Origin of the sequence: Posidoniimonas polymericola (assembly GCF_007859935.1) — a bacterium.
In the GTDB taxonomy this organism is placed as follows: domain Bacteria; phylum Planctomycetota; class Planctomycetia; order Pirellulales; family Lacipirellulaceae; genus Posidoniimonas; species Posidoniimonas polymericola.
In genome coordinates this window covers 171,288-182,690 of the sequence record NZ_SJPO01000013.1, presented here as the reverse complement: position 1 = coordinate 182,690, position 11,403 = coordinate 171,288, and the positions used below count along the sequence as shown (strand labels likewise).

12 protein-coding genes are annotated in these 11,403 nt (G+C 61.0%); 1 reads left to right on the top strand and 11 read right to left on the bottom strand.

What is annotated here, in order from left to right; all coding sequences use genetic code 11:
- Nucleotides 1-6: 6 nt before the first annotated feature.
- From Pla123a_RS22095 to repC, 5 genes are all read right to left on the bottom strand, one after another.
- Nucleotides 7-810, bottom strand: coding sequence for an HD domain-containing protein (locus tag Pla123a_RS22095; protein WP_146591078.1), 804 nt, complete (start codon nucleotides 808-810; stop codon nucleotides 7-9).
- A gap of 6 nt (nucleotides 811-816) precedes the next feature.
- Nucleotides 817-1,893: a DNA cytosine methyltransferase gene (locus Pla123a_RS22090; protein WP_146591076.1), complete on the bottom strand. Its 1,077-nt coding sequence runs from the start codon at nucleotides 1,891-1,893 to the stop codon at nucleotides 817-819.
- 227 nt (nucleotides 1,894-2,120) lie between these two features.
- The gene (locus Pla123a_RS22085) at nucleotides 2,121-3,041 is read right to left on the bottom strand and encodes an ArdC family protein (protein WP_146591074.1); all 921 of its coding nucleotides are present in this window, start codon (nucleotides 3,039-3,041) and stop codon (nucleotides 2,121-2,123) included.
- A gap of 328 nt (nucleotides 3,042-3,369) precedes the next feature.
- A complete protein-coding gene (locus Pla123a_RS22080; RefSeq protein WP_146591072.1) occupies nucleotides 3,370-3,687 on the bottom strand; it encodes a GIY-YIG nuclease family protein in 318 nt (105 codons plus the stop codon).
- 39 nt (nucleotides 3,688-3,726) lie between these two features.
- A complete protein-coding gene (gene repC, locus Pla123a_RS22075) occupies nucleotides 3,727-4,998 on the bottom strand; it encodes a plasmid replication protein RepC (protein WP_146591070.1) in 1,272 nt (423 codons plus the stop codon).
- Nucleotides 4,999-5,633: 635 nt separating this feature from the next.
- On the opposite strand from repC, the gene Pla123a_RS22070 reads away from it, so the two are divergent.
- The gene (locus tag Pla123a_RS22070; protein ID WP_146591068.1) at nucleotides 5,634-6,200 is read left to right on the top strand and encodes a hypothetical protein; all 567 of its coding nucleotides are present in this window, start codon (nucleotides 5,634-5,636) and stop codon (nucleotides 6,198-6,200) included.
- A 113-nt stretch (nucleotides 6,201-6,313) separates the two neighbouring features.
- On the opposite strand, the gene Pla123a_RS22065 is transcribed toward Pla123a_RS22070, so the two are convergent.
- The 6 genes from Pla123a_RS22065 to Pla123a_RS22040 form a co-directional block, all read right to left on the bottom strand.
- Nucleotides 6,314-7,126 (bottom strand): hypothetical protein, encoded by an 813-nt coding sequence (locus Pla123a_RS22065; protein ID WP_146591066.1) that lies wholly within the window; start codon nucleotides 7,124-7,126, stop codon nucleotides 6,314-6,316.
- 152 nt (nucleotides 7,127-7,278) lie between these two features.
- Nucleotides 7,279-8,733 carry a relaxase/mobilization nuclease domain-containing protein gene (locus tag Pla123a_RS22060; RefSeq protein WP_146591064.1) on the bottom strand — a complete coding sequence of 485 codons (1,455 nt, stop codon included), beginning with the start codon at nucleotides 8,731-8,733 and terminating at the stop codon, nucleotides 7,279-7,281.
- Nucleotides 8,723-9,106 (bottom strand): plasmid mobilization protein, encoded by a 384-nt coding sequence (locus Pla123a_RS22055; protein WP_146591062.1) that lies wholly within the window; start codon nucleotides 9,104-9,106, stop codon nucleotides 8,723-8,725. Before Pla123a_RS22055 ends, Pla123a_RS22060 begins: the two co-directional genes overlap by 11 nt.
- Before the next feature lie 720 nt (nucleotides 9,107-9,826).
- Nucleotides 9,827-10,249: a DUF6876 family protein gene (locus Pla123a_RS22050; protein ID WP_146591060.1), complete on the bottom strand. Its 423-nt coding sequence runs from the start codon at nucleotides 10,247-10,249 to the stop codon at nucleotides 9,827-9,829.
- Between the two features lie 184 nt (nucleotides 10,250-10,433).
- On the bottom strand, nucleotides 10,434-10,694 hold the full coding sequence (locus Pla123a_RS22045) for a hypothetical protein (protein ID WP_146591058.1): 261 nt from the start codon (nucleotides 10,692-10,694) through the stop codon (nucleotides 10,434-10,436).
- A gap of 379 nt (nucleotides 10,695-11,073) precedes the next feature.
- Complete coding sequence (locus tag Pla123a_RS22040; protein ID WP_146591056.1) at nucleotides 11,074-11,346, bottom strand: hypothetical protein; 273 nt, start codon at nucleotides 11,344-11,346, stop codon at nucleotides 11,074-11,076.
- Nucleotides 11,347-11,403: the final 57 nt, after the last annotated feature.

Genomic DNA, 11,403 nt, shown 5'->3' with positions numbered 1-11,403 from the left:
TGCCGGCTACGCTGCGCGATTCTTAACCGCTTCACGCAACTCGGCACGCCTCAGTTCGTCTGGAGTTAGTCGACAAGGCCGTCGTGCTTTATCAAATTCTTCGTCTGTGAGGAAGTCTTCGATGTCAATGTCATATGTAAGGCAGATGCGACCCGCTGCCCGATCCGCCATTGTCGATGTACATCGGGAGTACTCGTGGAAAATCTGGGCGTCTTCTGTGTATCCAATAAATTCTCGATAGTATCGAGTTGTGCGTTGGGGTCCCTCGGCGAGTTCGTCACCGAGTCGCAAGATAGCCGCAATCGACCGTTGCTTTATCGGGCCGAAGGGGGAGTGTGCTTGGTCATCCAATTCGATGAGCGTGTTCTCGTTGCCGGCCGACGATTTTCCAGAGTGAGCGCGGGCTGTTCTCACAACCAAGTCTCTTTCTCTGCGCAGCTCGTCTCCGTTTCCACGCGCACTGATGAACATGTTGCCAATTTGCTCATTGTGCCTGCGCCTTCCGTGCAGGTTTCCGACGTCGTGGAATAGGATCGACTGGAGCAAGATGTAGAGGTCGCGAGCCTCAAGGCCATGGTCAGATTTGTCTGATCCAATGATGGAAAAGACCTTTCGCATGACATCGGCTATGTGTCGTGGGCCATGGTCAGTTAGGTTAGGTTCGGTCTGCGCGATTCTCTCGATTTCTTGGAGCACTTTCGGCCGAGCGTCTACGTAGCCGCTGTAGAGCTGACGAGCTTCCTCTGCCGGAAAAGAGTCTACTAGCTCTTGTTCGACGTAGTTCTCAAATTCAGTAGTGGTCCAGGTCATAGTGAATCAGAGCCCTTCTCGGCACTTCGCGACAAGTCGGAACACCCCCTTAGCAAGCAGCGGTGGAACAGCGTTGCCAACTTGCTGTTGCTGAAAACCAATCGATCCCTTGAATTCATACTTGTCGGGGAAGGACTGCAGGCGAGCCGCCTCGCGAACACTGAGTCCACGATCCTCTGTCGGATGGATGAGCATGTTTTTGCGGAAATTGCCAATCACAATCGAAGGCTTTGAAGGCTTGAGTCGGTGATAGATTCCCGTGTGGCACCGCGAGCGATCTGCGTAGTTGTCCATCTGATTCTCAGGTATGTCTTCCCAGTTGCCTCCTTGGGGGACGTAGGAGTATCGTTCAAGGACAAAACCCGCATTTCTCGTCACGAGGTTGTTGCAGCAACTTTTCTGATTTCGTCGCATTGCCCGACCGTAAGGAGAGGGTTTCTTGCGGCCGTAAGCCTGCCGGCATTCCGCTTCGCCGTTCTTAAGTTTTGGGAGATCACGAATCGCCTCATCCACGCTAATCAATCTGGAGGACGGCTTGGGGTATTGGAAGGCTACGCCGTCACGGCTTGCAACGAGAAAGAAGCGAGTTCGATCTTGAGGAACACCGTAGTGCATCGCATTCAGCTTGGCAGAATGCGTTGTGTAACCCAGCTGTTCAAACTCAGACCTAACGGCTTCGGCAAAGAGCCCCCCCCTCGTGTTGGTAAAGCCCTGCACGTTCTCGAAAACAATCCACTCCGGGGTTAGCAACCTGGCAATGCGAATGAATTCAAGAAAGAGCCAGTTGTTCTTGTTGCTCTCGCTTCGGGTCCGCAGGTTTGACCACGAGAAACCTTGGCAAGGTGGTCCACCGAATAGGACGATTCCGTCACCATCAGCGATCCAGGGGCGAAGCTGGCGTCGATTTAGTTTTCGGATGTCGCCGGAGAACAGGAGGGTCGACGAGTGATTGTGGCGATAGGTAGCACACGCCCACGGATCGTTCTCGACGGCGAATTGGACGTCGATTCCGGCTAGCCGGGCACCCAGACTCATCCCCCCTGCACCGGCAAACAAATCAATGCCAATTAGAGGAGTACGCATGCTGCCTGCCCTATTGGAAATCTGCTGCTGCCCTATTGGAAATCTGCCATCTTACCAGATAGTTCGAACCCAAGGAATCGCCCTGTAGAATCTGCCCAATCGGCTTTGTCGTCGGGACTGCTACGATCTTTCGACGATTGCGTCAGTAGGCCCGATGGATTTGGACGTGACCCAGTCAGCGGACAAATTGCGACAAGCTGAGGCTGGTAGGATGTGTCGACCTGGGCCTACGGAAGTAGGACTTCGGGCTTCGCATGATCTCCTCGTACGTAATCCGCCGCCCGCTGCCCCTGCCCGGCGGCTTGAACGACGAGCTTTTTGTCGTCCTTCAGCTTCTTCCGCCAACCGTCGATGTAGGCGGCCGACTGCTCGATCGTCGGCGGGCTGATCCCGGCCGCGGCGCAGAGAAACGCCGATCCCATCTCGGCGACCAGTTCCTCCTTGGAGTAGTCGGGTGATCCGAACGGGCTCACCTTCTCCCCAAGATCACGAGCCAAACGCGACTTGTGCCCAGTCGAATGCGCCAGCTCATGAAATAGCGTGGCGTAGTAGGATTCCCGGCTCTCGAACCGCTCGGGCGGAGCGATCTGGACCTTGTCGAGCCCCGGCAGGTAATAGGCCGAGTTGCCGCCCCAGGCGATCTCCGGCGGCCGAGGGTACCCGGTGACAATCCGCTCCGCCTCGTCGATCGGCACGAACGGCTCCGACGGAGCCTCTTCCTTAACGAGATCAGGCGCCGCCAGGCCCTCGCACTGCAGGGCGTTGAAGACGTTGTAGTGCCGCAGCACCGGGATGCTCTGCTCCGCGCCCGTCTCGCGGTCTTCCTTGGTGTACTGCTTCCAGAACACTACGAGCGTCGACTTTTCGCCTTTACGGACCTGCGCGCCCTGCTGCTTCACTTGGTTGAACGTCGCCCAGTAGCTCGACTCGTAGTTCTTCGCCCAGGCGGTCATCGCCAGCAGAAACGTGTTGATCCCTCGGTAAGGCTTGCCGGTCGACAGGCTCTTCGGCATTCCGTCGGAGTTGCCTCGGCGTTTGATCGGCTGCCGCCAGGGCGCCACGCCCCCGTCGAGCAGCTCCAGGATGCGGTCGGTCACCTCTTGGTAGATGTCCCTCCGAGGCTTCGGACTGGTTTTTCGTTTCGCCATGCCGCCCTACCTGACTGGGCGGGCGGTCTTGTCGTTGCGTGCTCGTTCCATGCGGCGGCCCTTCTCTTGCTGGTTATGAAAACCCAGCCATCTTGCTGGTTATGAAAACCCAGCCATGCCACAGCTCGACGAGCGATGTCAAGCAATATCGACGGCCGCCAGGCGGAGCACCTCACCATTCCTTAGAGAAGTGATCTCGAAGCCCCCTTCCGTCGCCGCCTTCGCATCGACCCTCACCCCCAGCTGGGGTCGATCGAGGGCAAGTAAGGAAGGGCGGCGCGTGCCCCCTTTTGTTGCTGTCGGAGCAGAAGACCCCCGCCGTCGGACGCTACTGCTTGGGACGCGACAGCGGGCTGCGATGAGCGTTCGCCGATGAGAGCCAGGCTCGCCGGAATGAAGAACGCCTCAGCCAACTCTGGCGGAACGACCGGGACCGCTTCAGCCGCTTCTCGACCCAAACCGCACTGGCCCGATCGAAGTAGCACTCCGCGGCTGCCAATCGCCACCGCCTCCCCCGCGTCCAGCCGCGGTTCTCGGCCGAGTTGTGCTCCCGCAGGCGACGACGCAGGTCGGACGTGTAACCGGCGTAGGTCTCCCCCCGATCGGAGAGCAGCAGGTAGGTCCAGTAGCGTGGCAGGCGGGTCATCCGCGGACTCTGGCACAGCAGCCTGACCGAAGCAAGCGATCACGCGACGCTCCGGTCGCGCTCCAACAGCCCAAACAACGACCGGTGCAGCCGCAGCTCGCCCCGCTCCGCCCGGTGGACCATGCCGCGGAAGTAGGCGGCCGGGCGTTCGACCGGGTCCTCGCTGCGGAGCGTCGCCCGGTCGGTCACCAGCAGGCAGAGCGCCGCCCCGGTCCGGCCGAGCACCGCACACGCCTCTCCCCAGCTCGCCTGCGAGACGCCCAGCTCTGGCCGTAACTGGTAAGCTGCCTCGACAACGTCCCGCCATTCGGGGGTATGCCTTAGCCGGGCCGCCAGCCGGTCGCTCGCTGCACCGACCGCCATCGCGAGTGTCACGTGCGTCAGCCCCGAGCAAGCCACCAGGTCGTTGGTCGCCGGCGCCTCCGCTACGCTTTCCTGCAAGCCGCTGTCGGGACGACTACCAGTAGCTTTGGAAGATTGGGTGGTAGATTTGTAGTGCACGAACTCCGGTTCGCTCGTGGATGAACCTTTTGCTGTTTTCGCGGGCGTAGAAGCACGCTGAGCCAAGTCGCCGATCTCGGCAGCCTCAACCTCCATCGCGTCGAGCAACGCGCTCAGCAGGCTTTCATGGGCCTCCAGGAGCAAACGTATAGCCGCCAAGTCCAGATGCGTGCGTAGCTGCACGGCGATCTCGTCGTACCGAGCAACAAACTCAAGGGTCCGATGCACCTCCTCGGCCGACCACTCGGCCAAATGAGCCCGCAGCTGCCGCCGACACGCCGAGATGGCCCGCTTCGTCGCCATCCAGGCGTCGTCGTAGAGCCGCTTCTCGGCCAGCTTGGTTTCAAGCTCTTCTCGCAGATAAGCAAGCGGCGTCAGATCGACGCCGTAGGCCCACAGCAGGCGGCCGGTCTCTTGGCAACGCTGCCCGTACCGTTTGTGGTTGCCGCTGTCGTTCCAGCCGATCGCCCCGGCTTCGAACAATGCTTTCTCCAGGTTCTGCACCTGGCGTTCGCTGACGCCGAGGTCGAGGGCGGTCCGCGAGAGCGACTGATATACGACAGGCCGGCTCCCCTCCTCCCAGTCGATGTCCCGCGTGAACGCCAGGTAGTAGTCGAGCAGGTGGATCATCCGCGGCGTAAAGCCGGCCTGCTTGCCGACCTTCTTGACGAGCAAGAGCAGAGCGTAGCGATCGGCCCCCTCCTCCAGGCCGGTGAAGTCATCGGCCATGAGGGTGGCGCGGCGGTAGGCGTCCGAAGCGATCCGGCCGCGGTGAACATAGAGAGAGTTGGTTGAGAGTGACTGCTGCATAGGCTGATTGGCGTCGCCTCGCCGCTGGGACCACCCACGCAAACGCACACGCAATCACTTTTCGATTGCGCGGTACCCGGAATAGCGCTACAGTAGGTTCGTTGACAACCCTCTTCTGCGCTCACCCGAGCGATCGACCGCCGCCTAGCCGCGGCGGTTTTTGCATGGCACGATGCCGCTAGAGCTTCGGCGAACGCCCTCCTTTCGTTGGTGGGTTGCGTGGGCGGTCGAGAACCGACGCCCGGTGAGAAGAGAAACAACCGATTCGGCCATTCCCAACAACCACGCTACACGATTCTTGCCCGCGTTGCACCAAGAAACTTCGCAGCGCTGTGCCGCTTCGCCCTGCTCCTAGAGCGGCGCGCAGCGCATGAGCACCCCTGCTCACGCCGACACTCGTTCCGCTGTCAGACCCGCCGCGCGGCTGGGCAACGGGGCTGCGCAGGGCTGCTCTTTCCGATGCCCACGAAGCAGCTCACTTTTTGCACAGGGCAGGCTTGCGCTGCAGCTGAGCAGCTCACACCCGCGCAGTGCACAGTAAAAGTCTGCTGCCAAGCGAAAGAAAACGCTTGCGCAGCGCGGCCGAGGCATGCTAACGTCGTCGCGTGATCACCATCGATCACGCCTGAACCCACATGACCAAGACCCACTTTTCCATCTCCGCAGCCAGCCGCCTCACGGGCAAGAGCCGCAACACCATCGCCAAGCACCTCAAGGAGGGCAAGCTGTCCTGCACGGACGACGGCAGCGGCGCCAAGCTAATCGACGCCTCGGAGCTTGCCCGTGTCTACGACATCAAGGTCGCCGACCTGGCGCGGGAGGAGGGGGCGGCCGCGAGGCCAGCTTCCCAAGTCCAAGGCCCCCCCGCCGACGCCGAAGTTCAGGCGATGCTGGCCAAAGAGATCGAGGAGCGGGAGCGGGAACGCCGCCAGTTTGAGCAGCAGATTGAGCACCTGCAGGAATCGCTGCAGCTCGCCCAGGAAGGGCACAACCGCGCGACGCTGCTGCTAGAGAGCAACCAGGGAGCAGGGGGCTGGCAGGACGCAATCGCTTCGCTTGAGCAGAAAGTCGCTAACCAAGAGTCTGAAGCTAAACAAGAACGCGAGAGGCTCAAGGCAAGCGCGAAGCGTCAGATCGATCACTACAAGGGGCAGCTCGAAGCCGAGCGCGAGAAGACTATCTGGCAGAGGATACTCGGCTGAATGGTTCGTTCACCGTTGCACCAGGAGTTACACAGTGAACACTTGCACGACCCCGCAATTGTTCAGTAGTACATTTGGGCATCACGCGAAGAGGCTCGGGGAGTTCCAGAGGTTCACTCGTCGTTCGTGGTTCGACAAGCAGGCTTTATGGCGATCTTCATTGCAAGCAAGAGGACAGCTATGAAAGGCCAAAGGTGACTGAGAGCGCGCCTCGGGAGAATCGCAATATCCGCTCTGAAGCTTCTGAGCTGCTCTGCTTTCTTCTGTGAAAGTGAACGTAGTTTGGTAATTTCTGCTTCCTCGTTCTGCGCCTCGGATTGCTCATTCTGGAGTGCATCCGGTGCGATCAACCAAGTGTAAGCATCGATAGTGCGAAATTCGTGGGCGCCTACTGCCAGATCTCCCTTGCAACTTGGGAATTCTATCTTGGCTTCGCGAAGCTCTTCGAGGTCCATCGGCTCGATCGCGTCGCGAAATCTCTCGATGTCACGGCGGTAGGCCTCAGCTGAGGCGGAGGCTCGTGCCATACTAACCTCATTACCTGGCTTTACGACAGTTGCCGGAATTTGGAAGGCGACACTTTGTGATTTTAGGGCTTCGAGAATTGCGTTAGGATAATCGCTTGCAAGCTGCAACTTGGCTTGCTTCAGCTTGTTCTCTGCGTGTCGTCCATCAAGTCGCGCGATCGCCATCTCAATTGACGACAGTTCGCGATCGACGCTATTCGCAGAAAAGACCAAAGCGACGCCAAGAATTCCAACGGTGTAGTAGATGTTGTCGACAACTCGCTTGTCAAGAAATCGATATCTCAATGATGCAAGAAGAGTAGCAGCGGCAAATACATAGAAGTATGGATTTGGCTTTGCCATACCCAGCACGAGCAATGAGACCAGCGTACAGAGAACGAAATGGGAAGGCTTTCGCATGGTTTATTTTCGTAAAACTCGTTGTTTACTGCAGCTGGAGCCGGTCTGAGATACCCTACTTCTATGTGATCTGCCGGCGCAGAAGAGTTTAATGGGGCTTCAGCGTCAGATCAACGAAGGGCAGCTACGCATGCTACTCGCTTAAACGGTTCCTAGCGTTCCCAATCGTCGTCCCGACCTCGACCCGGATCGCGCCCACGCCCGGATCGGCCGCTCCGCAGCTCCCGCCACTTGTCTATTCGCCTCGCCACAGCCGCCGCGTTGCGAGCAGGTAGCAGGTCGCTTGGCTTCGTCGGGTTCTCGACGTCGGGGTAGGGATCAGTACGCCGATCCGGCGGCAACGACCGCGGCAGCCGTTCGATCTCGTCGCGTAGCTTGCGGCCTTTCTCAAGCCACTGAGCGCGGAGCTTGGCTCGCTCCATGCCATTCAGCAAGAGCCGGGCGTTGCGCTCGGCGAGATACTGCCGCCCCGCCTCGGCTAGCAGTTCATCCCGCCGCCGACGACGGCGATCGGCCGCCTGCTTCTCAACCCGCTTCTGGCGGCGGTGCAGGGCTTGGCTTTCTTGCTCGTGCTTCCGCTTCATCGCTTCGGCGCGAGCGCCCGAATCACTCAGCAGCTGGAACACCTCGCCGATGGTCTTCGCCCGCCCTTGCCTGGCTTCGCGGCCGCCAACAAGAGCCCCAAAGTCGATCGCCGCCAGGGCGTTCTGCACCCGGCCGAGCACCCGCTCTTCGCGCAGCTCGTGGGCCCTCCGCTCGGCGGCGTGCTCGTGGCGAAGCCGCTGCCAAAGCGGCCGGCTCCGATCACGGATACGGGTTCGCGCCCGCGCAATCGACTGCCGGCACCGCCGAGTCAGTTCGCGTTTGCGGTCGAGGTGACCCGCTTCTAGTTGGGCGAGGGCGGCGTCGCGGTCGGCTTCCAGCTGGCGGGCCGCTGCTTTCAGCTCCCGCGACTTGCGCCGGTGCTCAGCGAGCAGACGCTCACGTGCATCGTTGTCGTTGGCCGCTTCGAGCGCCTCGTGCAGATGCCGCGGGTCGTCCTTGTCGCCCCGCGTGTACTCGCCCCGGTCACGGGCCTCGTTGTTGAGCACCCGCTCTTCGCAGTAAATCTTGCCCCTTTCCTCTTCGTACTTCTGGGCCCACCTGGACGCCTTCAGCTTCTCGAAGCTCGATGACAGCAACCGCCCGTCGTCAGGGTTTACCCGGTTCAAGAGCACATGCACATGCGGGTGGGCTTGGTCGTCGTGCGCGACGAGCAGCGCCTGGTGCTTATCCGCCTTCATGACCCGCAGCATCGCCTGGGCGGCCCGGATCATTTCGGCTTTGGTGAGCCCGTCGGCTTCCTCGGGGTGCCAAGAGAGCGTGAAGTGCTGCACGCACAGGTTGCTCTTGCGGCCCGTGTTGGGGATGCCCGCTTCGCGCTTCAGCCGCGCCTGGTCCATCGCGGTGGCGGCCATCACCCGCCAGGCCATGTCGGGGTTACGCGTGCTGAGGTTGATCGGCTCGGTCCAAGCCACGCGGTCGGAGGAGGGGCCCTCCCGATCGCCGAGCACGTAGCGGGCGACACCGCGGAAGCTATAGGCCTTCTTGTGCAGCTTAGGGACCATCGCGCGAGACCACCTCCTCAAGCTTCGCCTCAACCAAGCGGCGTAGGTGCTTGATTTCGCTCGGCAAAAGCTCCCACTCGGGACGGAGCCGGCGATCGGTATGGCAGTACAAGGCGACCTGGTTCACCAGGTTGCCCAGTGCGCTAACTTCGCGGCCTAAGCGGTTGATCTCACTAATCAAAGCGGGGTCACAAGCCGACGCGCCCGCGACGGAGCGGACCGTGTAGCCGAGCACGCGGCGTCGCGTGTACTCGGCTTCGCTGAGGCCCGCCTCGGCCGCTTGCTGCTGCACGTAGCACTTCTCGGCGACGGTAAGATCGCTCTTCACCGTTGCCGATCGAAGCTCGTGCGGTTGTTTCTTGGGTCGAGCCATCGCTCGTCTCCTCACTTGTACGGCGGCCCCGCAGGGCCGCCTTCGCGGGGCCGCCGCCCGCTCGGCGGGCAGGGGGCGTCCGCGAAACCATCCGCATCGAAGGACGGCTCCTTCGCGCTGCTCCAACGGGCGGTCCGTTGGTCGTGGGGTGTTGGGGCGGCGATCCGCCCCAGGCCCGTTGGGAGCCGCGGAGGGCTCTCGACGGACGCCGACGCTCCAGGTGGGGTGACCCACTAAGCGCCGGCGCGTGATCCAACGACGCGACGTTGGCCAGATGCTCCGGAGAAGCCCGTCAGGGGTTCGGAGGAGGGGTTTTTCGGAACGAAAAACACATCTGGCCGCCCGTCCTCCCGAACAGTTTCACACTACCGCCAAACTTTCAAGCAAAATCGCAACGGCAAGCCAAGCCGAAGAACCAAAGGTGCTCCGCCAAGCTCAAGACTCCCATTGCCGTGAATTGCCGCCCCGAGACACGCGCCGACAGTCGACCCGTCGTAAGTTTTTCACAAGCCGCAGCGATTTTTCAAATGCGTAGGTGGACAGGCCCGGCCGCCGCCGTAGGCAAGGCTCTTCGGGCCAACGTGCCGATGGCGACCGGCTTGCCGGAGCATGTCGGCGCTCTTTTGAAGACGATGCCAACGTGGCGCGTCAGAACGAAGGGAAGCTATTAAAGGGGAAAGAAGAAAGCGGAGGCCGATGGCTCGACCTCCGCCCGAACGATTAGTGCTCGCTCGGTAGGTAGAGCGTCCAGTGCCGGCCGTCAAAGCCGCACCAGATATCGATCGACGCAAGCGGGAAGTCGGTAAAGGGGATACGCTGCGTGATGAACGCCGGCTCGCCCGAGTCCGCTCTTGCCGTCAGCACCGCCGAAGCCGCTTCACGGTCAACTTGCAGCGTCCAGAAGTGCAGCGACTGAAGCCTCGCGTCTTGCTTGACCGCTTCAACGAACGAGTGCGAGCCGATCCAGCTAGCGATCGCGTCGATCAGCCAGTACGCCTCGGCTTCTTGAGCGAGGTGCCTCACTCCAGGCGTGTAGATGACGTGCCGCCTGATCGGGTGGCGATACCGCTCTAGGTCGCCGGTGAATTGGCTCAGTTCAATGCCCAAGCGGACGGCTTTGGCGTGTTGGTCGTGGTTGGTCATGGTCGTGGTTCCTTTCTTGGTTGGGTGGACCTACTCACCCTCACACGGGTTAGGTCACCCAACCAAGAAAAGGCGCGGCCATAGCCGGGCAGCACGTGAAAGCTAATCGACCGCCGGCACCGCTCGGCGAACGCAGCAAGCAGAGACCGGCGCCGTAAGTCCCGCGGCCGGGGCTCGATTGGACCTACGGCTCTCGGGGCCCAAGCTCCAACTTGATCCTCACGTATTCGTGCATTGCCAGGTGAATGATGGTGTTCACTGCCGCATGCAGGTCGTCTTGGACGAGAAGCGCCGACATTCCGCGAAGTTGAGATCTGAGATCGAACAGCAGGTGAGCGTCGTCCTCGCTCAGAAGGTCTTGGCGTTCGGTAAGCAGCTGCCCCATGTCGGCGGCGAGTGCCGAGAGGCGTAGATAGTCCATTTTTCTGCGTGATTTTCCGGTCATCGTAGGTTCCTTTCTTTGGTTCGTTGCGACCTATTCGACTACCGCACGGTAGGTCGAACGCAACCAAAGAAAGGAAGTCGACTGGAGACACGCGAAGCAAGCCGACGCTCTTACGCATCGGCCTCTGGCGTTTCATCTAGCAAAGCCGCCACGCCCTCCTGTACGAGCCACGCGACGAACTCGTCGCGGCCCTCGTCACCGGCCGCTAGCAGCTCCGCTACCGCGACAAGCTCCGCCGCTCGCGCCGTGAGCCGGTAAGATGCCGCTTCGCCACGCAGAGTTGACGCGTTCCGCCGCCGCAAGATCGCCTCAGCTAGCGCACGCAACCGACCCGGCGACGTGAAGCCACCGGGCCGCTTACGGCTAGTCGAACCTCGGATCAACCGAAGTCCTGGTCGCGTTGACGCTGCTCGGCACGCAGCTCTACGATCTTGTCGTAGGCCCGCGAGGCGAGATGAGCCGCTTGCAGGAGTTCCGACGGACCGAAGTAGTTGGTGTCGTGGAACTGGTCGTCTTTGCGGTAGGTGCGAGCGATCTGCACGCTGTAGCGGACCCCGCCGGTATCGGTCGAGTCGCTCCAGATCGTGGCCTTGAGGCCGTTCATGCCGCGGATTTCAGCGGCGGGGCGGTTCTTCGTGGTTTCAGTTGACATGGTAAGTCTCCTTTTCGTTTGGTTAGGTTGAAGTGAGCCTGCTCACTCCGTGCACAG

Bases quoted from the DNA above. Each gene is read 5' to 3' on its own strand.
- Pla123a_RS22095 (WP_146591078.1), bottom strand. From the start codon at position 810: ATGACCTGGACCACTACTGAATTTGAGAACTACGTCGAACAAGAGCTA.
- Pla123a_RS22090 (WP_146591076.1), bottom strand. From the start codon at position 1,893: ATGCGTACTCCTCTAATTGGCATTGATTTGTTTGCCGGTGCAGGGGGG.
- Pla123a_RS22085 (WP_146591074.1), bottom strand. From the start codon at position 3,041: ATGGCGAAACGAAAAACCAGTCCGAAGCCTCGGAGGGACATCTACCAA.
- Pla123a_RS22080 (WP_146591072.1), bottom strand. From the start codon at position 3,687: ATGACCCGCCTGCCACGCTACTGGACCTACCTGCTGCTCTCCGATCGG.
- repC (WP_146591070.1), bottom strand. From the start codon at position 4,998: ATGCAGCAGTCACTCTCAACCAACTCTCTCTATGTTCACCGCGGCCGG.
- Pla123a_RS22070 (WP_146591068.1), top strand. From the start codon at position 5,634: ATGACCAAGACCCACTTTTCCATCTCCGCAGCCAGCCGCCTCACGGGC.
- Pla123a_RS22065 (WP_146591066.1), bottom strand. From the start codon at position 7,126: ATGCGAAAGCCTTCCCATTTCGTTCTCTGTACGCTGGTCTCATTGCTC.
- Pla123a_RS22060 (WP_146591064.1), bottom strand. From the start codon at position 8,733: ATGGTCCCTAAGCTGCACAAGAAGGCCTATAGCTTCCGCGGTGTCGCC.
- Pla123a_RS22055 (WP_146591062.1), bottom strand. From the start codon at position 9,106: ATGGCTCGACCCAAGAAACAACCGCACGAGCTTCGATCGGCAACGGTG.
- Pla123a_RS22050 (WP_146591060.1), bottom strand. From the start codon at position 10,249: ATGACCAACCACGACCAACACGCCAAAGCCGTCCGCTTGGGCATTGAA.
- Pla123a_RS22045 (WP_146591058.1), bottom strand. From the start codon at position 10,694: ATGACCGGAAAATCACGCAGAAAAATGGACTATCTACGCCTCTCGGCA.
- Pla123a_RS22040 (WP_146591056.1), bottom strand. From the start codon at position 11,346: ATGTCAACTGAAACCACGAAGAACCGCCCCGCCGCTGAAATCCGCGGC.